Below are 24,505 nucleotides of genomic sequence, written 5' to 3'. Positions count from 1 at the left end.
TTTTTCGTGCGCGTCAGTGGTCTCTTTCACGCTCCAGCAGCTGCCGCTTGCGTTCAACCCCCCAGCGATAGCCGGATAGATCGCCATTGCTGCGCACCACCCGATGACACGGAATCGCCACCGCCAGGCTGTTGGCCCCGCAGGCCTGGGCCACCGCGCGAAAGGCCTTGGGCGCGCCGATGCGTTGGGCGATCTGCCCATAGCTGGCCGTGCTGCCCACCGGAATCTCGCGCAGGGCCTGCCACACCCGCTCCTGGAACGCGGTGCCACGCAAGTCCAGTGGCAAGTCCAGGCCCAGGGCCGGCGCCTCGATAAAGCCCACCACGTGCGCGATCAATTGTTCGAAACGGCGGTCGGCCCCCACCAGGTTGGCGTTGGGGAATTGGTCCTGCAGGTCGCGCACCAGTTTGTCCGGGTCATCCCCCAGCAGAATCGCACACACGCCACGGGCGCTCTGCGCCACCAGGATTGCACCCAGCGAGCATTGCCCGACGGCGAACAGAATATCGTTGTTGGTGCCGCCGGCCTTGTAGTCGCTGGGCGTCATGCCGAGCCGTTGGTTGGCCGATTCATAAAAGCGGCTGTTGGAGTTGAAGCCGGCTTCATACAACGCATCGGTTACCGAATGCGGGCCCTTGAGCCCCTCGCGGACCTTGCGTGAACGATGGGCGCTGGCGTAACCCTTGGGCGTCAGGCCGGTCACGCCTTTGAACACCCGGTGGAAATGGAACGGGCTCAGGCCGGCCCGGCTCGCCAGCATGTTGAGGCTGGGCGCGGTATCGGCGTGTTCGATCTGCCGGCATGCGTCAGCCACCAATTGCGCATGCTGCGCAGCCAGTTGTGTCTGGTCACCGGCTGCGCGTTTGCTGGCGCGATAACCGGCGGCCTCGGCCTGTGCCGGGGTGTCGAAAAATTCGATATTTTCCGGGCGGGGCAATCGCGAGGCGCTGCTCGGGCGGCAATACACACCGGTGGTTTTTACGCCGTAGACGAACAGCCCATCGGCTTTCGGATCGCGGGCAAGAATCGCAGCCCAGCGCGGATCTTGTTCGGTAGTCATGGTTGGCACTCTTGACGGATCCTGGCCAGAGTAGCCGTGCTGCAGTGGCCTGGCACTCCGAAGCTTGCGGTCAAATCAGCCGGCGGTGCGAAAAGTGAGGTTGATACGTTGCGGGCCCATGATCGGGTGCACGCCTTCCTTGATCGGCATCACCCCATGAAAGCGCAGCCGATCGACCCCGCCCCAGACCACCACATCACCATGGAACAGCGAGACCTTGCGGGTCTTGTCACTGCGGGCGTGGCCACCGAACAGGAAAACTGCCGGCAACCCAAGGGATATCGACACGACGGGCTCGCTGTAGCGACGTTCATTCTTGTCCTGGTGCAAGGACATTTTCGCGCCCGGAACATAACGATTGATTAGGCAGGCGTCGGGGGCAAAGTCGACAAACCCGGCGTCTGCCGCGGCTTCTATGGCCAGTTGGCGCAAGGTGTCCGGCAGCGCTGGCCAGGGTTGCCGGGTGCGAGGGTCCAGGGGCGTGTAGCGGTAGCCGCTGGTGTCGCTGGTCCAGCCCAGCGCGCCGCAACTGCTCAAGGCGGCCGACATGGTAAAGCCCCCGGGCGTAACCATTTGCCGAAACGGCGATTGCGCCAGCACACGGCGCAGTTCTGGCAGAAGGCGTTCAATCCAGGGCAGGGCATAGCCCCTTAGCACGTAGGACTGTTCGCCGATCTGCTCACGCGCTGCGGGTTGTTGCAGGGCGTCATCGGCGAACAGGTCATCAGTGGGGCCGGGCATTGCCTTACAGCGCCTTGCTCACGTTGATGTCGGTGATGACATCACTGGCATCGTGGATTTTCGCCAAGGCCTGCAATGCTTCTTCCACGCTATTGCTCGTCAGTTGGGCGAACTCGAAGCGGCGTTCGCCGTTGAGCTTGTACTTGATCACGTATTTGGTGGTAGCAGTCACGATGATTTCCTGTGGCGTCTTCGAGTCAGCTCAGCTTGGTGCTGGTGCGACGTACGATGCGAATCTTGTGGGACAGCGCCGGCTTGCGGGTGACGCTGATTGCGCGGCGTGTCACCACGTCCAGGGTGATATTCCAGAACCCGGTGCTGGGTGCGGTGATCTTGGCGGGGAATTTGTCGAACGCGCCGCCGTGGTACGTGTGGCGGCCGCCATTCTTGAAACTGCGAAAATTTGCGTCGCTCATCAGGCGAATATTACAGGTCTGCGAGCATTCGATGACGACAATGTCCCCCTCGTTGAGGTGCTCGCGCTGGTGAATAAATTTCATGAGGGTGTCTCCAGAAGGGCTTTTTCTGAAAAATCAGAATGATACGTAGGTTAAGATGGAGTTTATCAGCCCCAGCGCGTTTATTATCGGCCCGTCTTCAACGGCGTCGACAATTTAAAACAGTTATTTACCGAGTTATCAGGGATAAATCCTACGTGGGCGGGAGAAAATTACCATCTCCGCTGTCGTAGGGTCTTTATTGGAGGTTTTGTATGAAGTGGAGTGTGTTGGTTCTGGCCTTGGCGATAGGTGGGTGTGCTTCGGTTGCAGATATCAAGCAGACCCCGCCGACGTTGGTGGTCATTTCCGGGAAAAAACCCCAGGAGTACGCGGCGTGTGTGGTAAGGAAGCTGTCGACCACCCGTCGGCCGCCGCAGATTGAACCGCATAAAGACGGTGTGCAGGTCATCGTGCCGCAGAAGTTTTCCGCCGCCCCTTCGGCTATTTTCGAAATTGAAGAGCGCTCCAGCGGTAGCAGCATCAAGCTCTACGAGAGCATGTCCAACGTGCCGATCCGCCCGGGAGATGTGAAAAAGGCCGGGGAAGAGTGCATTTCCGGTTGATGCCGCTGGGGAAAGCCGATATGAAACGTGAACACGTGAAGGCCCGTCATGCCGAGGGTGAAATCTCGGCCACCCATGTCATCCAGAACCCCGCCGACCTGGGCGAGTGGATCGTCTTCTTCAAGAAAAGCGGCGGTCGCAGCTTTTTTCTGGTGGATGATCAGGATGAAGTCGAATCCTTTGCCAGTCTTGACGAGCTGAGCGAAATCCTTCGGGAGCTGGGGATCAAATTCGCTGAGATCCACCTGTAACCCCCCCGGGTTACTTGCAGACCACCACCACACTGCGACTTTTGTAGTTGCCCACATCCTGGCCCAGGGTCTTGTCGCTTTCCTTCAGCGACGGCGTGCCTTCGGTGCCGACAATGCGATAGCCGGTGCCTGCGCAGGAGGCATCGGCTTTTTCGTAGCAACTGGCCCAGGAGTTGGCTTCGCCTGAACAGTCGATGGTCAGGCCTTGCTCGCCGTTCTTGAGGTAGACATCGGAAGTGGTGGTGCAGCCGGCGAGTGCCAGTACCGCAGTCAGTGCCAGAAATTTGTTCATGTGTGTTCGTCGTCAAGGGTGTGGGAGGGGCGCTGACACTGTCGTGGGGCGTGCCTGGAAGATTATAGCGAACTGCCATCTAGGTACAGGCAAAACCAAAAAAGCCCCGTGAGTCGGGGCTTTTGGCGCAGGGCTGCCGGCTTACTTACCCTTCGGTCTCTTGCTCGACGCGTGGCCCGCTTCGTCAACAAACACTTCGGCGACCGCGATCGCCATGCTTTCGGTCTCGAAAACGCCCGCGACGCTGTCTCCGTGGAAGTTGATCAGGTGCCAGCCGTCTGCTCGCTTGGTGATCAGGTAGCCGTTCACGCCTTTTGGTTCTGACATCTATTAACAATCTCGTGGTCTGATTCAAGGGAGCAATGATAGCCCCAATTGTCCCGGTGCCGCGCAAGTTATTCCAGGTCAGTGTTCTGGCCTGAAAAGCGTGCTAAAAGGGTTGCAACCCCTTTTAAGCATGAGGAGATGACTTTTCTTAGCGTGGCGGTGAAGTCGCTCTTTGTAAGATCAGCGGAACTTACGCCGACATTTTTTCTCTATGATGACATCGCAACGCCAGCAGGACCCATTGTAAGGTGACTGCGGCCTGATTAGACTGCGCCGAATTCCGTACGCACAGCCCTTTGTAAGGACTTATATGATCAAGAAATGCTTGTTTCCAGCAGCCGGTTACGGCACTCGCTTCTTGCCAGCGACCAAGGCCATGCCCAAAGAGATGCTGCCGGTGGTAAACAAGCCACTGATTCAGTACGGCGTCGAAGAGGCATTGGATGCCGGTCTGAACGAAATCTCTATCGTCACCGGTCGCGGTAAGCGCGCACTGGAAGACCATTTCGACATCAGCTACGAGCTGGAAAACCAAATCAAGGGCACCGACAAGGAAAAATACCTGGTCGGCATCCGCAAGCTGCTGGACGAGTGCTCGTTCTCCTACACCCGCCAGACCCAGATGAAAGGTCTTGGCCACGCTATCCTGACCGGTCGGCCATTGATCGGTGACGAGCCGTTCGCCGTAGTACTCGCGGACGACCTGTGTGTGAACCTGGAAGGCGACGGCGTACTGACCCAGATGGTCAAGCTGTACCAGAAATACCGCTGCACCATCGTTGCGGTTCAAGAGGTCGATCCTCAAGAGACCAACAAGTACGGCGTGATTGCCGGTGACGACATTGGCGATGGCCTGATCCGCGTACGCGACATGGTCGAGAAGCCGGCGCCTGAAGATGCACCGTCGAACCTGGCGATCATCGGTCGTTACATTCTGACCCCGGACATCTTCAAGTTGATCGAAGAAACCGAGCCAGGCAAGGGTGGCGAGATCCAGATCACCGACGCCCTGTTGAAACAGGCCAAAGACGGTTGCGTGATCGCCTACAAGTTCAAGGGTCGTCGTTTTGACTGCGGTGGCGCCGAAGGCTACATCGAAGCCACCAACTTCTGCTACGAGCACTTCTACAAGACTGGCAAGGCTTACTGATTCACGCTTGCCTGCCTTTGAAAAGCCACCTTCGGGTGGCTTTTTCGTTTTTCAGCCCCATGTAAGTCGGTATGCTGATGTCCTGCCGAGGAGAATGAGATGGCCTACGATTTTGACCTGTATGTAATTGGCGCCGGTTCCGGCGGTGTTCGCGCGGCGCGCTTTGCTGCGGGCTTTGGGGCCAAGGTGGCCGTGGCGGAAAGCCGCTACCTGGGCGGTACCTGCGTAAACGTTGGCTGTGTGCCGAAGAAACTGCTGGTGTACGGTGCGCATTTTGCCGAGGACTTCGAGCAAGCCAGTGGCTTTGGCTGGTCCCTGGGTGAAGCGAGTTTTGATTGGGCGACCCTGATCGCCAACAAGGATCGCGAGATCAACCGCCTCAATGGCATCTACCGCAACCTGCTGGTCAACAGCGGCGTGACCGTGCATGAGGGGCATGCGCGCCTGGTTGATCCGCACCAGGTGGAAATCAATGGCGAGCGCTTTACGGCCAGGCACATCCTGATCGCTACCGGGGGCTGGCCGCAGATTCCGGATATTCCGGGGCGTGAGCACGCCATAGGCTCCAATGAGGCGTTCTTCCTCAAAGAGTTGCCCAAGCGCGTGCTGGTGGTAGGTGGCGGCTATATCGCGGTTGAGTTCGCCGGGATTTTCCATGGCTTGGGTGCGCAGACGTCATTGCTGTATCGCGGTGACCTGTTCCTGCGTGGCTTTGATGGTTCAGTGCGCACACACCTTAAGGAAGAGTTGACCAAGCGCGGCCTCGACCTGCAATTCAATGCGGACATCGAACGCATTGAAAAGCAAGCCGATGGCAGCCTCAAGGCCACCTTGAAAGACGGTCGCGTGCTGGAGGCCGATTGCGTGTTCTATGCCACCGGCCGGCGTCCGATGCTGGATAACCTGGGCTTGGAAAATACCGGCGTGAAACTGGATGAGCGCGGTTTCGTCCAGGTGAACGACCAGTACGAGACCACCGAAGCGTCGATCCTGGCGATCGGTGATGTGATCGGCCGTGTGCAACTGACGCCGGTGGCCCTCGCCGAGGGCATGGCCGTAGCGCGTCGCTTGTTCAAGCCCGAGCACTACCGCCCGGTGGATTACGCGATGATTCCGACAGCGGTATTCAGTCTGCCGAATATCGGTACGGTCGGCCTGACGGAGGAAGAGGCGAAGAAGAACGGACACAGGGTGCAGATCTTCGAAAGCCGGTTCCGCCCGATGAAGCTGACCTTGACCGAGTGCCAGGAAAAAACCTTGATGAAACTGGTGGTCGACGCCGACACCGACAAGGTGTTGGGCTGCCACATGGTCGGTCCGGACGCAGGCGAGATCGTCCAGGGCCTGGCGATCGCGCTCAAGGCCGGAGCGACCAAGCAGCACTTCGATGAAACCATCGGCGTGCATCCCACGGCGGCGGAAGAGTTCGTCACCATGCGCACGCCTGTGGCCGACTGATCAGGCTGGCGGTGTTGCCTCTGGCGCCGTCGCAACGGCGGCGGCCAGGCGCAACGCTTCGATAGTGGCGTGGGCCTTCATAAGCTCCAGTTCCAGGCGCTTGTTGGTGTGCCCGTGCTCAGCCAGCGCTTGTTGGCGTGACTCACTTTCAAGCAAGGCCACCCGCAGGCGCTCCTGAAGGAGAGTGCGCTCGCTGTCGATCTGGCTCACGTGCTCGCTCAGTTTCAGTTGCTGGGCCTGGCCTTTGCGGGTTTCCTCCTGCAGCGCAGCCAATTCCTTTGCCGTCACTCGGTGCTCGATCAGCAGGCGCTCGTTGTCGCGGTGCAACTGGGTGATTTCGTCCTGGCGAACCATTGCACTTTGCTGGGCTTGGCGCAGCTCTGCCTGTACTTGCTGCAGCTGGCCTTCGTGGCGCCGCTGTTCCTGCTCGCGCTGCTCCTTGATCGCATTACGGTAGTGCTCCAGCGCCTCGCGGGCGTGCAGGTGCTTTTCTTCCAGCGAGCGAATCTGCTCGTCCTTGTCGTTGATCCGCAATTCGTAATCACCGCAGGCTTGGCTGAGCCCGGCGTTGCGCGTTTGCTCGGTTTGCAGGCTGGTGCTGACGGTTTGCAGGGCGGCGCTTTCTTGCGCCAGTGCAGCCGCCTGAATATCGAATTGTTGCTTGAGCTCGCCGTGTGCTTCTTCAAGTGCCTCGACCTGGGCGAGCAGGGCGGTTTTTTGCTGTTCGAACTGCGCCAGGGCCAGGTCAATCGGCTCTTGAGCTTTGTCCTTCAAGCGCTGCGCCAGGCGTGCAACCAGTTCACCCAGTTCGTCGTCAATCGGCGCTTCGGTGATGGTCAGGCGGGCTTCGCTGTCGTCCAGCTCCTTCAAATAGCGGTGGATCGTGGTTTTCGAGCCGGTATTGCCCATCTCGATGCGTACCGCGTCGATGCTGGGGTTCTCGCCGCGGGCAAGGATCGCCAAGCGTGCCGTTTGAACTACTGCTTTATTAATGCCGCCGCGAGCCATGGGGTCTCCGTCGATTTAGTACTGTGGTATGTATTATGTAGATACATACTATATCATGAATAAAAATCTGTTCAAATTCATGATTTAACAGATGGGATATTGGCGTATTATCCCGTGTCATATGCGCCTGGAGCGCTTATACCTCTGCCAGCAGTACGAATAGGCCTCCCATGAGCGATCTGGACCGTTACCTCAACGCCGCCACCCGCGATAACACGCGCCGCAGCTATCGTGCGGCGATCGAACACTTCGAAGTCAGTTGGGGCGGATTTCTGCCGGCCACCAGCGACAGCGTGGCTCGTTACTTGGTGGCGCATGCCGGCGTGTTGGCAGTCAACACCTTGAAGTTGCGGCTCTCGGCATTGGCGCAATGGCATACCAGCCAGGGCTTTCCCGATCCGACGAAGGCGCCGGTGGTGCGCAAGGTGCTCAAGGGGATTCGAGCGGTACACCCGGCGCAGGAGAAGCAGGCCGAGCCGTTGCAACTCAGGCATCTGGAGCAGGTCGTGGCCTCCCTCGAGGCTGAAGCGCGAGAGGCAGTTGATGCACATGACCAACCGCGATTGCTGCGCGCCAAGCGTGACACTGCGCTCATCCTGCTGGGCTTCTGGCGCGGCTTCCGTAGCGATGAGTTGTGCCGATTAAGTATCGAACACGTACAGGCCACACCCGGTGCAGGCATCAGTCTGTACCTGCCGCGCAGCAAAAGTGACCGCGACAACCTCGGCAAGACCTATCACACGCCGGCGCTGCTGCGCCTGTGTCCGGTGCAGGCCTACAGCGAGTGGCTCAGCGCCTCGGCGCTGGTGCGCGGTCCGGTATTCCGCGGTATCGATCGCTGGGGAAACCTTGGGGAGGAGGGCTTGCACCCCAACAGCGTGATCCCGCTGTTGCGCCAGGCGCTTGAGCGCGCGGGCATCGCCGCCGAGCAGTACACCAGTCACTCGCTGCGTCGGGGTTTTGCCACCTGGGCCCATTCCAGCGGCTGGGACTTGAAGTCGTTGATGAGTTACGTCGGCTGGAGCGACATGAAATCCGCCATGCGCTATGTTGAAGCGACGCCCTTTCTCGGCATGACATTGGCCACTCAACCGCTGCTTTGAGATTTCTTCTATTAATACCGTCACCTGATAGGGAAAACCAATCGTCAGCATCAGGTTTGCCAATGAGCCATCCGCCGGGAGAGTGGGTAGGATTCACCTCATCAACTTCTTAACCCCTGACGGAGAGTCAACGATGCCTATCATCAACAGCCAAGTAAAACCGTTCAAAGCAACTGCATACAAAAACGGCAACTTCGTAGATGTGACCGACGCTGACCTGAAAGGCAAATGGTCGGTCGTGTTTTTCTACCCAGCCGACTTCACCTTCGTTTGCCCAACCGAGCTGGAAGACCTGGCTGACAACTACGCCGAATTCCAGAAGCTGGGCGTGGAAATCTACAGCGTGTCCACCGACACCCACTTTGCCCACGCTGCCTGGCACAACACTTCGCCAGCCATCGGCAAAATCCAGTACACCATGATCGGCGACCCGACCCTGACTATCTCCCGCAACTTCGACGTCCTGATCGAAGAAGCTGGCCTGGCTGACCGCGGTACCTTCGTGATCAACCCGGAAGGTCAGATCAAGATCGTTGAACTGAACGACGGCGGTGTTGGCCGTGACGCTTCCGAGTTGCTGCGCAAAATCAAGGCCGCTCAATACGTGGCTGCCCACCCAGGCGAAGTCTGCCCAGCCAAGTGGAAAGAAGGCGAGGCCACTCTGGCGCCGTCCCTGGACCTGGTCGGCAAGATCTAAGTCTGTGAAGACGTATCAAGGGCGGAACTCCGCACTTAAGTAAGCTGCATCCGCCCTCAGAAACGCCCGGGCGATAGTCGCTCGGGCGTTTTTTTGTCTGCAATAAACCGAATTAATAGGAAATCGCCCGTATGTTGGACGCCAATCTTAAAGCTCAGTTGAAGTCATACCTGGAACGGGTCACCCAGCCGATCGAGATCGTCGCCTCCCTCGACGACGGCGCGAAATCCCAGGAAATGCTTGCCCTTCTGCAAGACGTAACCAGCCTCACCACGCTGATTACCCTGAAGACCGATGGCGATGATGCGCGTAAGCCATCGTTCTCCATCAACCGCCCGGGTGCCGATATCAGCCTGCGTTTCGCCGGCATCCCCATGGGCCATGAATTCACTTCGCTGGTGCTGGCCCTGCTGCAAGTCGGTGGCCACCCATCGAAGGCCAGTGTCGAAGTGATTGAACAGATCCGCGCCCTCAAAGGCGAGTTCAGCTTCGAGACTTACTTCTCGCTGTCCTGCCAGAACTGCCCGGATGTGGTCCAGGCGCTGAACCTGATGGCCGTACTCAACCCGAATATCCGCCACGTCGCCATCGACGGCGCGCTGTTCCAGGCTGAAGTCGACGAGCGTCAGATCATGGCGGTGCCGAGCGTCTACTTGAATGGTGTGAACTTCGGCCAGGGCCGCATGGGCCTGGAAGAAATCCTCGCCAAGCTCGACACCAGCGGCATTGAAAAAGCCGCCGAGAAAATCAGCGCCAAGGAGGCCTTTGATGTGCTGGTCGTCGGCGGTGGCCCAGCCGGTTCCGCAGCCGCCATCTACGCCGCACGTAAAGGCATTCGCACCGGTGTTGCCGCCGAACGCTTTGGTGGCCAGGTGCTGGACACCATGTCCATCGAGAACTTTATTTCGGTACAGGAAACCGAAGGGCCGAAACTGGCCAGCGCCCTGGAAGCCCACGTGCGTCAGTACGACGTGGACATCATGAACCTGCAGCGCGCCAGCAGCCTGGTGCCGGCGAAGAATCCCGGTGACCTGCACGAAATTCGCTTTGAAAGCGGTGCGACCCTCAAGTCCAAGACCGTGATCCTGGCCACCGGCGCCCGCTGGCGCGAAATGGGGGTGCCGGGCGAGCAGGAATACAAGGCCAAGGGCGTGTGCTTCTGCCCGCACTGCGATGGTCCGCTATTCAAGGGCAAGCGTGTGGCGGTGATCGGCGGCGGTAACTCCGGCGTTGAAGCGGCCATCGACCTGGCCGGTATCGTCAGCCATGTGACCTTGCTGGAGTTCGACAGCAAGTTGCGCGCCGATGCGGTATTGCAGCGCAAGCTGTACAGCCTGCCTAACGTTGACGTGATCACCAGCGCGCTGACCAGTGAAGTCAAAGGTGATGGCCAGAAAGTGACAGGCCTGGCCTACAAGGACCGCGATACCGGTGAGTTCAAGACCCTCGACCTGGAAGGCATCTTTGTACAGATCGGCTTGCTGCCCAACACCGACTGGCTTAAAGGCACTGTGGAACTGACCCCCCGTGGCGAGATCATTGTCGATGCCCGTGGCGAAACTTCACTGCCAGGGGTATTCGCCGCCGGTGACGTGACGACCGTGCCGTACAAGCAGATCGTGATTGCAGTAGGCGAGGGCGCCAAGGCTTCCCTGAGTGCTTTCGATCACTTGATCCGTACCTCCGCTCCGGCCTAAGCCCAGGTCCTGAAACGAAAAACCCCATGAGCGATCATGGGGTTTTTTGTTGTGCGTTAGAAACTTACAGCGGCGCTGGCTGAATAATCTCAACCCAGTACCCATCCGGGTCCTTGATGAACGCCAGGCTTTTCATGCGGCCATCGGTCAGGCGTTTCTGGAAATCGCAGCCCAATGCTTCGAAGCGTTCGCATGCGGCGACGATATCGGGCACCGAGATGCAGATATGGCCAAAACCACGCGGGTCGGTGTTGCCGTTGTGGTAGGCGAAGTCGGCATCGTTTTCGGTGCCGTGGTTGTGGGTCAGTTCCAGGATGCCTGGGATCGACTTCATCCATTGGGTGCGCGCGGCGGCGTCGGCCGGGATCTGGGATTTGTCCACCAGGGCCAGGAAGTACAGGCTGAATTCGGCTTCCGGGAAGTCGCGCTTTTCAACCAGGGAAAAACCCAGGACCCGGGTGTAGAAGTCCAGGGACTTGGTGATGTCCTTGACCCGCAGCATGGTGTGGTTGAACACGAAGTTAGAGGTGGCGGTATCGGGTTGGGCGGTGACGCCCGGGAAGGTGTTCAGTTCGTGCAGGCTCATGGGCCCTCCAGAAAAAAATGGGGCAAACGCGGCTCCAGGTGCGAGGAGCGTTCCCTTGGCTTGCGGCTGGCGTCCGTGCAGCCGGGCTATGATACGCAAGGCCCGCTTGCTGCGCCAAATGAAAAAGCGCGCGCAGGTCTTGCGACCGGCCGGTGGCGGGGCTCACACTTTGTCGCTTGAACCTTGGGTGTCTTTTGCAATGATCGAATGTCGTATACCGCTGTTGAGTGCTCTGTGTTTGCTGTTGACCAGCCCCTGGGTGTGGGCGGGCGACCCGGAAATTCATTGGCCCAGCGGCTGGCAGGTCGAGGAAGTGGTGCCCGACGGCGCCGCGTCGGCCACCCCGCAGCCGGTCTCGCGGCAGCGTGCGATCAAGAACGACGAAAATGGCAACACACTGATGGTGATGGAGTTGACGGGGACGCCGATCGAAGCCGGACATAACGTTAATCTTCAGGGCGTATTGTTGGAGATGCGCAAGTCCATCCAGAAGGATTTTGCCCAAGGCGGTTACCAGAGTGTGTGCAGCAAGATGCACTCGACAACACTGAGTCGTCTTGAAGCCGTGGAAACTACGTGTGTGATTACCGAGAATGGACGGCACGTGCTTTCACAAACATTGGTCGGGGCTGTTGATACCGAAAAAGCGTATGTTTTTTCATACGCAGGTCAAGCCGACGCTTACGAAGCCAGCAAGGACGAAGTCAGTTCGGTGCGCGCCAGCCTCAAACTTTAAGTGCGTTTCGCACGTCGATTCTCAACAAAGTGAAATGTTATTTAAGTTCTGTTTCAAACCCTTGAATAAAAAAGCCCCGCATGTGCGGGGCTCTTTGTTAGTGCGTTGTGATCAGCCGCGAAGCCAGGAATCTACAGTGGCGGCGCCATACTGTTCTTTCCAGGCCTTGAGGCCGCGGTGGTTACCGCCCTTGGTTTCGATCAGTTCGCCAGTGTGCGGGTTGTGGTAAACCTTGACCACGCGCGCACGGCGCTGTTTGGGTGCGCTGGCGGCGGCAGCGCTGGTCTTGCCCGGGTTTGGATCGAGGATCAGGATAATGTCGCGCAGGCTTTTGCCGTAGGTTTTCATCAATCCTTGAAGCTTTTCTTCGAATTCGATTTCTTTCTTCAGGCCAGCGTCGTTCTTCAGGGATTCCAGCTGGGCAAGCTGCTCTTGAAGGGCTTTTTCTGCTGCGCGAAATTCGGCGAGTCTGGACAAAATCTGTACTCCAATAGTGTATTTGGCTGATGTCAACTACAGACAAAGCTATAAGCCAATAGCGTTAAGGCGACTCACAGAAGAAGTCGTCCTGCGAGTTCTGCACAGGCAAGAAAAATTGTAGTAGTTAATCCGCCACGAGTAAATCACGTCTTTTGTCTTATTAACATTATTTCAACGCCGCTAGTGCATGGCTATTCAATGGCTGGTCAGGTTTTTAATGAATTCATCGCTGGGTAATGGCTTTCCAAACAGGTAGCCCTGGAGGAAATCCACCCCGTGAGCGGCCAGGTACTCGCATTGCTCGGCGGTCTCTACACCTTCTGCAACGATGCCCAGGTCCAGCTTGCCGGATAATTCGATGATGCTGTCCAGAATATGCCGCGATAGTGCATCGGCCCCGATCATGGCGACAAAACTCTGGTCGATCTTCAAGTAATCCACATTGAAGTTGCGCAAATAGCCCAGGCTGGAATGGCCGGTACCAAAGTCATCGATGGCAATCATCACACCCAGTTGATGCAGGGCGTCGAATAGTCGGCGGGTAATATCCGTGGGCTCGATCAGTTCGCGCTCGGTCAGCTCCAGCACCAAGGTCACCTGGCCCGGTGCAAAGGCGGCGAGAAACTCACGGCAATCCTCCACCAGGGCAAGGTCGTGGCAATGGCGCGCGGTGATATTCACACCGATATGGAAGCCCGAGCTGAACTGCGCCGCATGGGGCGCCAGTTGGGCGGCGGTCTGGCGCAGCAGGGCGCGGGTCATCGGCACGATCAGGCCGGAGTGTTCAGCCAGCGGGATAAACAGGTCGGGCCGGACCAGGCCTTCCTTGGGGTGCTGCCAGCGCATCAGCACCTCGCAGCCGGCCCACTCGCGGGTGTCACCGCGTACCACCGGCTGGAAGTACGGGATGAACTCATTGGCCCCCAAGGCCCGCTGCAGCTCATGGGTGGGCGCCGAGGAACGCTTTTGCAGCCAGTGCGCAAGCAGGCCCGCGAGCACGCCAAAGAACACCACCAGGCTGAACAGCGCCGGGTAACGCGCCTGCATATAGCGCCACACCTCACCGGCCGGCATGCCGGCGTCGACGCTGTAGCGATAACGCTCGGACGCCAGATGATGATGGGCCACGGCAAATACCGGGACGGCGGTGTCGTGCACATTGCCATCCGCGCCGAGCCAGTGAGGTCCGACTTGCAGCACAAGCTGGGCATAGCGGCTGATCAGGCGCAGGGCGTTGGTCAGGTGATAGCCGTCGATGGAGGCAAACGCCGCTTTGTCGCCATCGACCAGGCGGTAGACCAGCAACGCGGTATCCGGTGTAACCGGGTTGCCGTTCATCAACCACAGGCGGCCATCGACGTAGTCATCCGGGTTTACCGGTGACTCGTAGTTGCTGCCGAACAGGGAGCTGCAATAGATGTTTTTCTGCCAGGACAAGGTCGTCGCCCGCACAAACGGCCGGCGCGTGACCTGTTCACGTAGCGCCAGTTGCGCGCCACTGTCACACGGTTGTCCGGCCAGTGGCAGCAAGGTCTGGGCGGCGAGGGCGGTATTGTCGAGCATCAGGTCGAATTGACGTATGGCTTCCTGGGCGGTTTGCGCCGTGCTTTGTTCGAGGGTGCGCTCGGCTTGCCAATACAGGATGGCCGCACCCAGCAGGATCGGCAGCACACCCGCCAACAGGCTGATCGCATAGCGGCTGAGAAGTCTTCGCGGGCCTTTGACAGTGAGGGGCATGGGTTCAGGCCTGTTGCGCAGGGGGCGGGCTTTACCGGCAGGCCGGCGGGGAATGTTCCGATGATAGATGGCCCGTTTGGAATTTGCTCGCCCTGACAAGGTTTTGCGCAATCTCGATAAAGGCCAGGGTCGCCGGTGACGACTGCCGCCGATCCAGCACCGCCAGGCCGATCTGGCGCGGCACACGGGGCGAGAGCGGTCGCTTCACATAGCGCAGATCAAGTGCCTGGGGCAGCGACGCTTCGGCGACGATGCTCAGTCCATCGCCACGGCTGACCGCTTCCAGGGTGCTCAGCAGTTGCGCGCAACGGTAACGCACCTTTGGCCGCAGTTGGCCGGCGTCGAACAGGCGGGTGACCAGTTCCGCGGAGCCGGCTTCGGTCAGGATAAAGGCATCGTTACACAGGTCCTGCAGGGCCAGCGTGTCCCGCGCAGCCAATGGATGATCTGCCGGCAGCAGCGCCACCATCTGGTCCTCGAACACGGCAAAGGTGTCGTAGCGCTCCTGTTCCAGCACCACAAAGCCCACATCGATCCGTCGCTCATCCAGCCACTGCAGCACCTGGCGGTCGGGCCCTTCGTCCACATGCACCTCAATCCCCGGATGGGCGCTGCGAAACTGGCTGAGGATGGCGGGCAGCAGGCGAATCGAGGCGGTCGGTCCGAACGAGCCGATGCGCAAAGTACCGCGCCGCATGCCCCGGGCATCGGCCGCTTCTTGTTGCAGGGTGTTGGCCAGGCCGAGCATGGCACGGGCACGTCCGAGTAATTGCCGGCCGATGTCGCTGGGTTCTACCTGCGACAGGTGGCGCCGAAACAGCTCTACACCCAGCTCCTGCTCCAGGGCCTTGATGGCATGGGACACCGCCGACTGGCTGATGCCCAGGCGGTGGGCGGCACTGGTGAAGCCCTGCAACTCGGCGACCAGCGAGAAGATTTCCAATTGGGTCAGGGTCATGAGTGAAAGCTCATTTTACGATGATCAGTTATTAGCTGAAGAATACGCGAATTCTCCCCCCTTGAGCCCATCCCCATGCGCCTCGCCTCCGATCACCTGACTTATTGCAAACTCGCCGCCGTCACCATGATCTGGGGCGGTACCTTTGTCGCCGGGCGCTTCCTGGCCGACCACCTCAATCCGCTGCTGGCCGCCAGCCTGCGTTTTATCCTCGCCAGCCTGGCGTTGTTGATGTTCATGGCCTGCGCGCGTATTCGACTGTTACGCCCGAACCTTCGGCAGTTTGCGCAACTGGCGGTGCTGGGCTTCTGCGGGATTTTTTTCTACAACCTGTGCTTCTTCTATGGGTTGCAGTACATCAATGCGTCGCGGGCTTCGTTGATCGTGGCGTTGAATCCGGCGGTGATCGGCCTGGCGAGCTGGCTCTTATTCAAGGAGCGGCTGAGTCGGATCAAGCTGCTGGGGATCCTGTTGTGCCTGGTCGGTGCCGGGACGGTCATTGTCAGCAGTAACCCGCAGGTGTTGCAGGCCACCGCCGATGCCTGGATCGGCGACCTGCTGATCCTCGGCTGTGTGGCAGGGTGGGGCGTTTATTCGCTGTGTGCCCGTGGGCTCAACCAAAGCCTGGGGCCATTGCAGACGGTCACCTGGTCGGTGCTGCTGGGCACGTTGATGTTGACCAGTACCGCGTTTGTTACCGCAAGCGTCAGCGTAGAAGCGCTCGGCCGCTTGCAGCTCACCCAGTGGCTCAGCCTGGCCTACCTCGGCGTGTTGGGCTCGGCGCTGGCGTATATCGGTTACTACGACGGCATCCGACGCATTGGCGCGACGCGCTCCGGCGTGTTTATCGCACTCAACCCACTGACGGCGGTGATCTGCGGTGCCTTGCTGCTGGGGGAGCAACTGACGGCGCCCATCCTGGCGGGCGGGGCCGTCATCCTGCTGGGGATCTACCTGTGCAACAAACCCCTTGCACAGCCCAGGGCAATGGGGATTTGATAAGAGTACGGACAAATGCAGTTACGCTGTGTAGAATCGATTTACGCATACAAGAATATGGACTTGCGCTCACGCAAGCCTCGGCCGTCAGAGACTGATGTAACCATGAAGCTACTCGGCTCCCCCCTCATCTTTGGTGACTTCCTCGCCCGCAGTGTGCGAGGCCTTTCCTGCGCGCCGCCCTCCGACCTCATCCTTGCTCGCACATAACCAATTGCTACCCACAAGAATGATGAGGCGCCGGCCATGACCGACCACTACGAAAACCCAATGGGCCTGATGGGCTTTGAATTTATCGAATTCGCATCGCCGACCCCGGGCACCCTGGAGCCGATCTTCGAGATCATGGGCTTCACCAAAGTCGCGAATCACCGCTCCAAGAACGTCCAGCTGTTCCGCCAGGGCGAGATCAACCTGATCCTCAACAACGAGCCCAACAGCATCGCCTCCTATTTCGCCGCCGAGCACGGCCCGTCGGTGTGCGGCATGGCGTTCCGCGTCAAGGACTCGCAAAAGGCCTACAACCGCGCCCTGGAACTGGGGGCCCAGCCTATCCATATTGAAACCGGCCCGATGGAACTGAACCTGCCGGCCATCAAGGGCATCGGCGGCGCGCCGTTGTACCTGATCGACCGTTTTGGTGAGGGCAGCTCGATCTATGACATCGACTTCGTCTACCTCGACGGCGTCGAGCGCAACCCGCAAGGCGCCGGCCTCAAGGTCATCGACCACCTGACCCACAACGTGTATCGCGGGCGCATGGCCTACTGGGCCGGCTTCTACGAGAAACTGTTCAACTTCCGTGAAGCGCGCTACTTCGATATCAAGGGCGAATACACCGGCCTGACGTCCAAGGCCATGAGCGCCCCGGACGGCATGATCCGTATCCCGCTGAACGAAGAGTCGTCCAAGGGCGCCGGGCAGATCGAAGAGTTCCTGATGCAGTTCAATGGCGAGGGCATCCAGCACGTCGCGTTCCTCACCGACGACCTGGTCAAGACCTGGGACGCACTCAAGAAGATCGGCATGCGCTTCATGACCGCGCCGCCGGACACCTACTACGAAATGCTCGAAGGTCGCCTGCCGAACCACGGCGAACCGGTGGATCAATTGCAGGCGCGGGGCATCCTGCTGGACGGCTCGTCCATCGAAGGCGACAAGCGCCTGTTGCTGCAGATCTTCTCGGAAACCTTGATGGGCCCGGTGTTCTTCGAGTTCATCCAGCGCAAGGGCGATGATGGGTTTGGCGAGGGCAACTTCAAGGCGCTGTTCGAGTCCATCGAGCGGGACCAGGTTCGTCGTGGTGTGTTGACCGCCGACTGAGCATGAAAAAAGCCCGACCGAGGGACGCCTCGGTCGGGCTTTTTGTCGCTTGGCATTCAGGCCCGGCGCTGGCGCACCAAATGCTTGAACCCTTCGAACACCAGGACCATGACCGCCATCCAGATCGGGATGTAAGTCAACCATTCGCCTGCCTTGATGCCTTCACCCAGCAGCAGCGCCACTACCAGCAACAGCACCGGCTCGACATAACTGAGCAGTCCGAACAGGCTGAACGCCAGCAGGCGGCTGGCGATGATATAGCTCACCAGCGCCGAGGCGCTGATCAGGCCCAGCATCGGGATCAACCCGTACAGCTTGGGGTGGGCATCCATCACCGCGAAGCCCTGTTCGCCGCTTTGCACAAACCACCAGGCCACCGGCAGCATCAGCGCCATGTCCAGCCACAGTCCGCCAAGATGGTCGGTCTTGAGGTATTTGCGCGCAATGAAATACAGCGGGTAGCCGATGATCACCACCAGCGTCGCCCAGGAGAACCCGCCGGCCTGGAACAACTCGTTGAGTACCCCGAGGCCGGCAAAAAACACCGCGATCTTTTGCAGGTAGGACAACTGTTCGCCCCATACCAGGCGCCCGGTCAGCACCATGGTCAGCGGCAGCAGGAAGTAACCCACCGATACATCCAGGCTGCGCCCGTTCAGCGGCGCCCACATGAACAACCACAACTGCACGCCCAGCAAGGCCGACGACAGCACCACACCGCCGATCAGCCGCGGGTTGGCTGCGAGTACTTGCAGCAATTCCCACACCCGCCGCCATTCGCCGCTGACGATCATGAACACCGTCATGCACGGCACGGTCAGTAACATGCGCCAGCCGAAAATTTCCAGGCCGCTCAATGGCGTCAGCAATGACGTGAAGTAATACATCACGGCAAACAACACCGAGGCCGACACCGATAACACAACACCTTTAGACACGCTGTCCTCGCGAAAACCGATTTCAAACAAGTAGGGGGAATTTCAACAGGGGATTATGGTGCTTTTGAAGCGGGAAGGGTGCGCTGTTTTGGGGCGTTTTTCAGGAAAATGTCTCGCTGCCGCTGTCTGGGTCTGCCTGGTAGGGGCAGTCGGGGTGTTGTTGTTGTTGTTGTTGTTGTTGTTGTGGTGGTGGTGGTGGTGGTGGTGGTGGTGAGCGGGCTTGCCCCGCGCTGGGCTGCGAAGCAGCCCCAATAACTGGCGACGAGGTTTTCCTGGAAAAACGCGACGGCTTTAAAGGGCTGCTGCGCAGCCCAGCGCGGGGCAAGCCCGCTCACCACAGCAAGCCCGCTCACCACAGCAAGCCCGCTCGCCGCAGTAAGGCCGCTGCGCAACCCTTACTTGGTCAATCAGGCTATGCGCGCGCCACTCGGCCCGAGACAAAATGGCCCACATCATTGAACCCCGGCGTAGATGAATGCCCCGGCGTTACCAACGAATCAATGAACGCTTCATCCTCAGCCGTGATCTTCACGTCCAGCGCGCCGGTGTAGGCATCCCACTGCGCCTCGGTGCGCGGCCCTACGATCGCCGAGCTCACCGCCGCGTTGTTCAGCACCCAGGCGATGGCAAACTCGACAATGCCCACGCCACGGCCCTGGGTGTATTGCTGGATCTGCTGGGCGATGCGCAACGACTCCACGCGCCATTCGGTTTCCAGGATGCGCTTGTCCTGGCGTGCCGCACGGCTGCCGGCTTCGGGAGTCACGTCCGGTGCGTACTTGCCGCTGAGCACGCCGCGCGCCAGTGGGCTGTAAGGCACCACGCCCAGGCCGTACGCGGCAGCGGCGGTGATCTGTTCGACTTCAGCCTGGCGGTTGACGATGTTGTACAACGGCTGGCTGATCACCGGCCTGTCCACGCCCAGGCGTTCGGCGATGCGGATCACCTCGGCAATCCGCCAGCCGCGATAGTTGGACAGGCCCCAGTAACGGATCTTGCCCTGGCGAATCAGATCGCCGATGGCCGATACCGTCACCTCCAGCGGGGTGTCGTGATCTTCGCGGTGCAGGTAGTAGATGTCGAGGTAGTCGGTATCGAGGCGGGTGAGGCTGGCTTCCAGCGCGTTGAAGATGCGCTTGCGGCTCAGGCCACTGCGGTTGGGCAGGCCCTCGGTGGGGCCAATGGCGACTTTCGACGCCACCACCCAATCCTGACGATGGCGAGCGATGGCCTCGCCGACGATTTCCTCGGAGCGCCCGCCGGTGTAGACATCCGCCGTGTCGATAAAATTGATGCCCTGGTCCCAGGCCTTGTCGATGATGCGCAGCGAGTCCTCGGTGTGGGTCTGTTCGCCAAACATCATGGTGCCCAGGGTCAAGGCGCTGACCTTCAAGCCGGACTGGCCCAATGTGCGGTAAATCATGCAAAGCTCCTTGCGGCTGTGAGACACGGCCTATGCAATAGCAGACTCGACGGCTCTGGAACAAGCCCTGCGCGCGTTTCTTCATGCACTCAGCAAGGCCTGGCAACGCACTTGTAGAAACCGGTGCAGCACTTTCACCCGCTCCGACACTTGCAGGCGGTGCGGGCACATCAGGTTGAACGGCGTGGGTTCGCCCTGCCAGTCCGGCAGCAGGTGCACCAGCCGTCCGGCCTTGAGGTCCCGGGCGATATCGAGGTTGGCCTTGTAGGCAATCCCGTGGCCGGCCAGTGCCCAACGCCGCACAATCTCGCCGTCATCGCTCAGGTAGTCGCCCGTCACTTCGACTTCCTGCAACGTGGTGCCCTGGCGAAAGTACCAGGTGCTGTTGGCCCGGCCCTGGCGCATGTACCGCAGCGTATTGTGTTGCGCCAACTCCGCCGGGGTGTGCGGCGTGCCGTGGCGCGCCAGGTAGTCGGGGCTGGCGCAGGGCAGGCGTTGGTGATCGGGCACCACCGGCAGCGCCACCAGGCTGGAGTCCCGTGGGACGCCGAAGCGCAGGGCGATGTCGACGGTGTCGCGGAACAGGTCGGCATTGCTGTCGTTGAGCAGTAGTTGCAGGCGGATGTGCGGGTGTTCCAGCTTGAACTCATCCAGCCAGCCCAGCACCACATTGCGGCCGAAATCCGAGGGTGCGGCCAACTGCAACAAGCCGGTCAGGCCCTGGCTCTGCTGCTTGAGCGCTTGCTCGCCTTCGGCCAAGGCGGCCAGGGCCTCGCGCACGCTGTCGAGGTAACGCCGGCCTTCTTCGGTCAGGCGCATGCTGCGGGTGGAGCGTGCCAGCAGTCGGGTACCCAAGCGGCTTTCCAGGCGTTTGAGGGCGATGCTCGCCGCTGCGGGGGTGAGGCCGAGCCCGCGTGCGGCGGCAGACAGGCTGCCGGTGTCGGCGGTGCGCGCGAACACTTCAAGGTCGAGGATTGAGCTCATTTGTAAAAATCCTTTAAATATCTTGTCGTTTTACCGGGATTTTTCGTCGATTGCCAAGCTGGGAAGATGAACGCTCACTTTCTGACCCAGGACACTACCCCATGAATTCCTCACTCAACGGCAAAACGGTCATCGTCATTGGCGGCAGCAGCGGCATCGGTGCAGCCGTGGCCAAGGCCGCAGCCGCACGCGGTGCCCAGGTGGTGCTGGCGGGGCGGCGGCTATCGTCAGGTAGCGACAACGGCCTGCGCAGCGAACCGGTGGACGTCACCGATGCCGCGTCCCTACAACGGTTGTTCAAAACCGTCGGGCGGTTTGACCATCTGGTGTACACCTCCGGCCCCTCGGTACGCGCCAAGGCCTTGGCCGAAACCGACCTGGGCGAGGCTCAGGACAACTTCAACGTGAAACTCTGGGGCGCCTTGCGGGCGGTCCAGCACGCGCTGCCTTTCCTCGATGAGCACGGCAGCATCAGCCTGACCTCCGGGCAACTGGGGCGTAAATGGGTGCCGGGGCAGTTCATCAAAGTCGGTATCAATGCCGCCACTGAAGCCCTGGGCAAGCAGTTGGCAAAAGAATTGGCACCGCGTCGGGTCAACGTGGTGAGCCCTGGGGTGATTGATACCCCGGCGTATGCGGGGTTGGCCGAGGACCAGCGCCTGGCGATGTTGGCCAAGGCGGGGGACGCGCTGCCGGTGGGGCGTGTGGGGCAGGCCGAGGACGTGGCGGCGGGGTATGTGCTGGCCATGGAAAATGGCTTTATGACCGGTGCTGTCATTGATATCAACGGCGGCGGCCTGCTGTAAACGCAGATCCATTGTGGGAGGGGCAAGTCGAATCGGCGCACCGCCCCTCTCACATGGACCGCGTTATACCTTCAAGGTCCGCGTCATCCGCAACGCCAGCACACTGCCCGCCACAATCACCGCCGCCAGCAGGTACAGCGCCACATCCGTGGAGCCGGTGGCATCCTTCACAAAACCGACGATATACGGGCTGAGGAAACCGGCCATCTGGCCCATGGAGTTGATCAACGCCAGGCCACCGGCCGCTGCGCCTGCGCTGAGCATGGCGGTCGGCACCGGCCAGAACATCGGCAGGCCGGTGAGGGCGCCCATGGTGGCGATGGTCAGGCCGAGGATGGCGATGGCCGGGGTGGTGGCGAAGTTCACTGCAATCACCAGGCCGATGGCGCCCATCAGCATGGGCACCACCAAGTGCCAGCGACGCTCCTTGCGCAAGTCCGCCGAGCGGCCCACCAGCAACATGAACACCGCTGCCAGCAGGTACGGAATCGCACTGAGCCAGCCGATCACCAGGTTATCGCTGAAGCCCAGGTTCTTGATGATCGACGGCAGCCAGAAGTTGATGGCGTATACGCCACTCTGGATGCAGAAGTAGATCAGGCCGAACGCCCAGATCGCCGGGTTCTTGAACACTTCGGCGAGTGAATCGCTGGTGGTTTTCGGCTTGTTGGCCAGGTCGGTGGCCTGGTCGGCTTCCAGCACGGCGCGTTCGTGGGGCTTGAGCCACTTGGCATGGGCAAAGCTGTCGCTGAGCAGGAAGTAGGCGAGGGCGCCGAGGATCACGGTCGGGATGCCTTGCAGCAGGAACATCCACTGCCAGCCCGCCAGGCCGCCCTGGCCGGCGGCGAAGTGGTTGAGGATCCAGCCGGAAAACGGGCTGCCGAGCAAACCGGACACCGGGATCGCCGACATGAACAGCGCCATGATCCGCCCACGGCGAAACGTCGGGAACCACTGCGAGAGGTACAGCACCACACCCGGAAAGAAGCCGGCTTCAGCCGCACCGGTAAACAGGCGCAAGGTATAGAAATGCGTCGGCGTGGTGACGAACAACAGGCAGGTGGACAGCGTGCCCCAGACGATCATCATCAAGGCAATCCAGCGCCGTGGACCGAATCTGGTCAGCGCCAGGTTGCTCGGCACGCCACACAGCACGTAGCCGATAAAGAAGATCCCGGCACCCAGGCCGTACACGGTTTCGCTGAATTTCAGCGCATCGAGCATCTGCAACTTGGCAAAGCCAACGTTGACCCGGTCGAGGTAGTTGAACAGATAGCAGATGAAAATGAAGGGGATCAGGCGCAGGGTAATGCGCTTGTAGATGGCGTTTTTATCGTCATCGGTGGCCAGTGTGACAGCGGCGCTCTGTGACATGGGAGTCTCTCTTTATTATGATTTTTCGCGATGCGAAGGTAACGTTGATCGCCCAACGAGTCTCGGCCAGGTGGCGGGGTGCTGTCTTTGTGCTTGCGCACAGTGATGCATGCTTTGCGCTGTGCCGATGAACAACCACGCTTTCAAGGACTTTCTTTCAAGGAGATGGCCGCATGTTCGAGCTGGATCATGACCTGGCGCAGGATATCGTCAATCGCACCATGGCGATCCTGCCCTATAACGTCAACGTCATGGACAGCCAGGGCCTGATCCTCGGCAGCGGCGAACCCGAGCGCATCAACACCCGCCACGAAGGAGCACAATTGGTGCTGGCCAACGGTCGCGTGGTCGAGATCGACGGGCAGACTGCCAAGCACCTCAAGGGCGTGCAGCCGGGCATCAACCTGCCGCTGATGCACGATCAGCGCCTTATTGGCGTACTGGGCATCACCGGCGAGCCCGAGCTGTTGCGCACCTATGCCGAATTGGTGCGCATGACCGCCGAAATGCTCGTCAGCCATCGTCATCAGCAAGCCGAGCAGCAATGGCGACGCCAGCGTTGCGATGATCTGTTGGCGTTGCTCCTCGCCGACAGCGGCGACTCACCACGCCTGGTCGACGAAGCCCAGCAATTGGGCCTCAAGCCGCAGCTGGCACGCACGCCGTACCTGTTCGAACTGGGGGCGGGCCAATCGGCGGAGGCCTTGAACACCTGGCTGACCTCGCGCTATCCGGACAGTTGGTGCGTGAGCTCGGCGCAGTTCTCGCTGCTGTGGTGCCGACCGGCGGCGCAGCAGGTGGACAATCCACGGTTGCTGGAAAAGCTCCAAGGCCTGGGCTGGAACATCCTGCGGGTGGCCGTCGGCGGCCAGGCGGATGGCCTGGCCGGATTGCGCCGGTGTTATCGGCGGGTTGGCGATTTGCTGGCCTACGGTCGCGATGTACTGCCGCACTCGCGGCTGTTGACCCTCAACCGCTACCGCCTGCCCGTGATGCTCTGGCGTCATCGCAACGACGATGCCCTCGACGAACTGCTCAACCCCTTGCGCAAGGTGCTGGCCAAGGACAGCAACGGCCAACTCCAGGCCACGCTGCGCAGTTGGTGTGAACACGACGGGCAAAGCCAGGCCTGTGCCGACGCCCTCGGCATTCACCGCAACAGCCTGCGTTACCGCATGGAGCGCATCGCCGAACTCAGCGGCGTCGACCCGCTGACCCTGGATGGCATGCTGGCGCTGTACCTCGGCGTGCAACTGCTGCCCCAGGCTTTGTCGGAATGAACAACAAACCTTACCCGCACTTGTGCATCGGACC

Annotated in this window: 27 protein-coding genes; 12 read left to right on the top strand and 15 right to left on the bottom strand. The window is 60.2% G+C overall.

What is annotated here, in order from left to right:
- Positions 1-13: 13 nt before the first annotated feature.
- The 4 genes from ada to AC07OP_RS18655 all read right to left on the bottom strand — a co-directional run bounded on the left by ada (position 14) and on the right by AC07OP_RS18655 (position 2,301).
- Complete coding sequence (gene ada / locus AC07OP_RS18670; protein WP_115487275.1) at positions 14-1,060, bottom strand: bifunctional DNA-binding transcriptional regulator/O6-methylguanine-DNA methyltransferase Ada; 1,047 nt, start codon at positions 1,058-1,060, stop codon at positions 14-16.
- A 75-nt stretch (positions 1,061-1,135) separates the two neighbouring features.
- Positions 1,136-1,801, bottom strand: coding sequence for a DNA oxidative demethylase AlkB (gene alkB, locus AC07OP_RS18665; protein ID WP_115487276.1), 666 nt, complete (start codon positions 1,799-1,801; stop codon positions 1,136-1,138).
- Between the two features lie 4 nt (positions 1,802-1,805).
- On the bottom strand, positions 1,806-1,973 hold the full coding sequence (locus AC07OP_RS18660; protein ID WP_090403985.1) for a hypothetical protein: 168 nt from the start codon (positions 1,971-1,973) through the stop codon (positions 1,806-1,808).
- 25 nt (positions 1,974-1,998) lie between these two features.
- A complete protein-coding gene (locus AC07OP_RS18655; RefSeq protein ID WP_003173824.1) occupies positions 1,999-2,301 on the bottom strand; it encodes a DUF1883 domain-containing protein in 303 nt (100 codons plus the stop codon).
- A gap of 212 nt (positions 2,302-2,513) precedes the next feature.
- On the opposite strand from AC07OP_RS18655, the gene AC07OP_RS18650 reads away from it, so the two are divergent.
- A complete protein-coding gene (locus AC07OP_RS18650; RefSeq protein ID WP_115487277.1) occupies positions 2,514-2,864 on the top strand; it encodes a hypothetical protein in 351 nt (116 codons plus the stop codon).
- Positions 2,865-2,884: 20 nt separating this feature from the next.
- The gene (locus AC07OP_RS18645; protein WP_027606591.1) at positions 2,885-3,115 is read left to right on the top strand and encodes a hypothetical protein; all 231 of its coding nucleotides are present in this window, start codon (positions 2,885-2,887) and stop codon (positions 3,113-3,115) included.
- 10 nt (positions 3,116-3,125) lie between these two features.
- On the opposite strand, the gene AC07OP_RS18640 is transcribed toward AC07OP_RS18645, so the two are convergent.
- The gene (locus AC07OP_RS18640) at positions 3,126-3,407 is read right to left on the bottom strand and encodes a hypothetical protein (protein ID WP_027606590.1); all 282 of its coding nucleotides are present in this window, start codon (positions 3,405-3,407) and stop codon (positions 3,126-3,128) included.
- 141 nt (positions 3,408-3,548) lie between these two features.
- The gene (locus AC07OP_RS18635) at positions 3,549-3,734 is read right to left on the bottom strand and encodes a hypothetical protein (protein ID WP_017528082.1); all 186 of its coding nucleotides are present in this window, start codon (positions 3,732-3,734) and stop codon (positions 3,549-3,551) included.
- A gap of 310 nt (positions 3,735-4,044) precedes the next feature.
- On the opposite strand from AC07OP_RS18635, the gene galU reads away from it, so the two are divergent.
- Together galU and gorA are read left to right on the top strand one after the other, a co-directional pair.
- Positions 4,045-4,884, top strand: a complete 840-nt coding sequence (galU, locus tag AC07OP_RS18630; protein ID WP_003212579.1) for a UTP--glucose-1-phosphate uridylyltransferase GalU — start codon at positions 4,045-4,047, stop codon at positions 4,882-4,884.
- 99 nt (positions 4,885-4,983) lie between these two features.
- On the top strand, positions 4,984-6,342 hold the full coding sequence (gene gorA / locus AC07OP_RS18625; protein ID WP_115487278.1) for a glutathione-disulfide reductase: 1,359 nt from the start codon (positions 4,984-4,986) through the stop codon (positions 6,340-6,342).
- Here the strand turns inward: gorA and AC07OP_RS18620 are convergent, their stop codons facing one another.
- On the bottom strand, positions 6,343-7,350 hold the full coding sequence (locus AC07OP_RS18620) for a DNA-binding protein (protein WP_495102113.1): 1,008 nt from the start codon (positions 7,348-7,350) through the stop codon (positions 6,343-6,345).
- A gap of 170 nt (positions 7,351-7,520) precedes the next feature.
- On the opposite strand from AC07OP_RS18620, the gene AC07OP_RS18615 reads away from it, so the two are divergent.
- The 3 genes from AC07OP_RS18615 to ahpF all read left to right on the top strand — a co-directional run bounded on the left by AC07OP_RS18615 (position 7,521) and on the right by ahpF (position 10,847).
- The gene (locus AC07OP_RS18615; RefSeq protein WP_495102112.1) at positions 7,521-8,453 is read left to right on the top strand and encodes a site-specific integrase; all 933 of its coding nucleotides are present in this window, start codon (positions 7,521-7,523) and stop codon (positions 8,451-8,453) included.
- A gap of 133 nt (positions 8,454-8,586) precedes the next feature.
- Entirely contained in the window at positions 8,587-9,150 is a 564-nt protein-coding gene (ahpC, locus tag AC07OP_RS18610; RefSeq protein ID WP_003173835.1) for an alkyl hydroperoxide reductase subunit C, read from the top strand.
- Positions 9,151-9,281: 131 nt separating this feature from the next.
- A complete protein-coding gene (gene ahpF / locus AC07OP_RS18605) occupies positions 9,282-10,847 on the top strand; it encodes an alkyl hydroperoxide reductase subunit F (RefSeq protein WP_027606586.1) in 1,566 nt (521 codons plus the stop codon).
- Positions 10,848-10,911: 64 nt separating this feature from the next.
- On the opposite strand, the gene gloA is transcribed toward ahpF, so the two are convergent.
- Complete coding sequence (gene gloA / locus AC07OP_RS18600; protein WP_115487281.1) at positions 10,912-11,433, bottom strand: lactoylglutathione lyase; 522 nt, start codon at positions 11,431-11,433, stop codon at positions 10,912-10,914.
- A 199-nt stretch (positions 11,434-11,632) separates the two neighbouring features.
- Between gloA and AC07OP_RS18595 the strand changes: the two genes are divergently transcribed.
- Positions 11,633-12,169, top strand: a complete 537-nt coding sequence (locus AC07OP_RS18595) for a DUF4946 domain-containing protein (protein WP_495102149.1) — start codon at positions 11,633-11,635, stop codon at positions 12,167-12,169.
- A gap of 111 nt (positions 12,170-12,280) precedes the next feature.
- Here AC07OP_RS18595 and AC07OP_RS18590 read toward each other — a convergent pair whose 3' ends face one another.
- The 3 genes from AC07OP_RS18590 to AC07OP_RS18580 form a co-directional block, all read right to left on the bottom strand.
- Complete coding sequence (locus tag AC07OP_RS18590) at positions 12,281-12,646, bottom strand: histone-like nucleoid-structuring protein, MvaT/MvaU family (RefSeq protein WP_115487283.1); 366 nt, start codon at positions 12,644-12,646, stop codon at positions 12,281-12,283.
- Positions 12,647-12,844: 198 nt separating this feature from the next.
- Positions 12,845-14,386 (bottom strand): EAL domain-containing protein, encoded by a 1,542-nt coding sequence (locus AC07OP_RS18585; protein WP_495102111.1) that lies wholly within the window; start codon positions 14,384-14,386, stop codon positions 12,845-12,847.
- A gap of 31 nt (positions 14,387-14,417) precedes the next feature.
- On the bottom strand, positions 14,418-15,344 hold the full coding sequence (locus AC07OP_RS18580) for a LysR family transcriptional regulator (protein ID WP_495102110.1): 927 nt from the start codon (positions 15,342-15,344) through the stop codon (positions 14,418-14,420).
- Between the two features lie 75 nt (positions 15,345-15,419).
- On the opposite strand from AC07OP_RS18580, the gene AC07OP_RS18575 reads away from it, so the two are divergent.
- Positions 15,420-16,343 carry a DMT family transporter gene (locus AC07OP_RS18575; RefSeq protein WP_495102109.1) on the top strand — a complete coding sequence of 308 codons (924 nt, stop codon included), beginning with the start codon at positions 15,420-15,422 and terminating at the stop codon, positions 16,341-16,343.
- Between the two features lie 246 nt (positions 16,344-16,589).
- On the top strand, positions 16,590-17,666 hold the full coding sequence (gene hppD, locus AC07OP_RS18570) for a 4-hydroxyphenylpyruvate dioxygenase (RefSeq protein ID WP_027606579.1): 1,077 nt from the start codon (positions 16,590-16,592) through the stop codon (positions 17,664-17,666).
- A gap of 56 nt (positions 17,667-17,722) precedes the next feature.
- Here the strand turns inward: hppD and rarD are convergent, their stop codons facing one another.
- The 3 genes from rarD to AC07OP_RS18555 form a co-directional block, all read right to left on the bottom strand.
- The gene (gene rarD / locus AC07OP_RS18565) at positions 17,723-18,604 is read right to left on the bottom strand and encodes an EamA family transporter RarD (protein ID WP_495102108.1); all 882 of its coding nucleotides are present in this window, start codon (positions 18,602-18,604) and stop codon (positions 17,723-17,725) included.
- A gap of 412 nt (positions 18,605-19,016) precedes the next feature.
- Entirely contained in the window at positions 19,017-20,027 is a 1,011-nt protein-coding gene (locus tag AC07OP_RS18560; RefSeq protein ID WP_495102106.1) for an aldo/keto reductase, read from the bottom strand.
- An 81-nt stretch (positions 20,028-20,108) separates the two neighbouring features.
- Complete coding sequence (locus AC07OP_RS18555) at positions 20,109-21,011, bottom strand: LysR family transcriptional regulator (protein WP_495102105.1); 903 nt, start codon at positions 21,009-21,011, stop codon at positions 20,109-20,111.
- A gap of 101 nt (positions 21,012-21,112) precedes the next feature.
- On the opposite strand from AC07OP_RS18555, the gene AC07OP_RS18550 reads away from it, so the two are divergent.
- On the top strand, positions 21,113-21,817 hold the full coding sequence (locus tag AC07OP_RS18550) for an SDR family oxidoreductase (RefSeq protein ID WP_495102104.1): 705 nt from the start codon (positions 21,113-21,115) through the stop codon (positions 21,815-21,817).
- Positions 21,818-21,880: 63 nt separating this feature from the next.
- Here AC07OP_RS18550 and AC07OP_RS18545 read toward each other — a convergent pair whose 3' ends face one another.
- On the bottom strand, positions 21,881-23,191 hold the full coding sequence (locus tag AC07OP_RS18545) for an MFS transporter (RefSeq protein WP_115487291.1): 1,311 nt from the start codon (positions 23,189-23,191) through the stop codon (positions 21,881-21,883).
- A gap of 173 nt (positions 23,192-23,364) precedes the next feature.
- Here AC07OP_RS18545 and AC07OP_RS18540 point away from each other — a divergent pair, with 173 nt between their 5' ends.
- A complete protein-coding gene (locus tag AC07OP_RS18540; protein WP_495102103.1) occupies positions 23,365-24,471 on the top strand; it encodes a sugar diacid recognition domain-containing protein in 1,107 nt (368 codons plus the stop codon).
- Positions 24,472-24,505: the final 34 nt, after the last annotated feature.

It is taken from the genome of Pseudomonas sp. GW821-FHT09D08, from assembly GCF_059416305.1.
This window is presented reverse-complemented; position numbering and strand designations above follow the sequence as displayed.

Coding starts and splice junctions, on each gene's coding strand:
- gloA (WP_115487281.1), bottom strand. CDS start 11,433: ATGAGCCTGCACGAACTGAACACCTTCCCGGGCGTCACCGCCCAACCC.
- AC07OP_RS18615 (WP_495102112.1), top strand. CDS start 7,521: ATGAGCGATCTGGACCGTTACCTCAACGCCGCCACCCGCGATAACACG.
- AC07OP_RS18645 (WP_027606591.1), top strand. CDS start 2,885: ATGAAACGTGAACACGTGAAGGCCCGTCATGCCGAGGGTGAAATCTCG.
- AC07OP_RS18575 (WP_495102109.1), top strand. CDS start 15,420: ATGCGCCTCGCCTCCGATCACCTGACTTATTGCAAACTCGCCGCCGTC.
- ahpC (WP_003173835.1), top strand. CDS start 8,587: ATGCCTATCATCAACAGCCAAGTAAAACCGTTCAAAGCAACTGCATAC.
- galU (WP_003212579.1), top strand. CDS start 4,045: ATGATCAAGAAATGCTTGTTTCCAGCAGCCGGTTACGGCACTCGCTTC.
- AC07OP_RS18640 (WP_027606590.1), bottom strand. CDS start 3,407: ATGAACAAATTTCTGGCACTGACTGCGGTACTGGCACTCGCCGGCTGC.
- AC07OP_RS18580 (WP_495102110.1), bottom strand. CDS start 15,344: ATGACCCTGACCCAATTGGAAATCTTCTCGCTGGTCGCCGAGTTGCAG.
- AC07OP_RS18620 (WP_495102113.1), bottom strand. CDS start 7,350: ATGGCTCGCGGCGGCATTAATAAAGCAGTAGTTCAAACGGCACGCTTG.
- AC07OP_RS18585 (WP_495102111.1), bottom strand. CDS start 14,386: ATGCCCCTCACTGTCAAAGGCCCGCGAAGACTTCTCAGCCGCTATGCG.
- AC07OP_RS18545 (WP_115487291.1), bottom strand. CDS start 23,191: ATGTCACAGAGCGCCGCTGTCACACTGGCCACCGATGACGATAAAAAC.
- AC07OP_RS18555 (WP_495102105.1), bottom strand. CDS start 21,011: ATGAGCTCAATCCTCGACCTTGAAGTGTTCGCGCGCACCGCCGACACC.
- AC07OP_RS18635 (WP_017528082.1), bottom strand. CDS start 3,734: ATGTCAGAACCAAAAGGCGTGAACGGCTACCTGATCACCAAGCGAGCA.
- ahpF (WP_027606586.1), top strand. CDS start 9,282: ATGTTGGACGCCAATCTTAAAGCTCAGTTGAAGTCATACCTGGAACGG.
- AC07OP_RS18650 (WP_115487277.1), top strand. CDS start 2,514: ATGAAGTGGAGTGTGTTGGTTCTGGCCTTGGCGATAGGTGGGTGTGCT.
- AC07OP_RS18540 (WP_495102103.1), top strand. CDS start 23,365: ATGTTCGAGCTGGATCATGACCTGGCGCAGGATATCGTCAATCGCACC.
- AC07OP_RS18655 (WP_003173824.1), bottom strand. CDS start 2,301: ATGAAATTTATTCACCAGCGCGAGCACCTCAACGAGGGGGACATTGTC.
- AC07OP_RS18550 (WP_495102104.1), top strand. CDS start 21,113: ATGAATTCCTCACTCAACGGCAAAACGGTCATCGTCATTGGCGGCAGC.
- alkB (WP_115487276.1), bottom strand. CDS start 1,801: ATGCCCGGCCCCACTGATGACCTGTTCGCCGATGACGCCCTGCAACAA.
- ada (WP_115487275.1), bottom strand. CDS start 1,060: ATGACTACCGAACAAGATCCGCGCTGGGCTGCGATTCTTGCCCGCGAT.
- AC07OP_RS18560 (WP_495102106.1), bottom strand. CDS start 20,027: ATGATTTACCGCACATTGGGCCAGTCCGGCTTGAAGGTCAGCGCCTTG.
- AC07OP_RS18595 (WP_495102149.1), top strand. CDS start 11,633: ATGATCGAATGTCGTATACCGCTGTTGAGTGCTCTGTGTTTGCTGTTG.
- gorA (WP_115487278.1), top strand. CDS start 4,984: ATGGCCTACGATTTTGACCTGTATGTAATTGGCGCCGGTTCCGGCGGT.
- hppD (WP_027606579.1), top strand. CDS start 16,590: ATGACCGACCACTACGAAAACCCAATGGGCCTGATGGGCTTTGAATTT.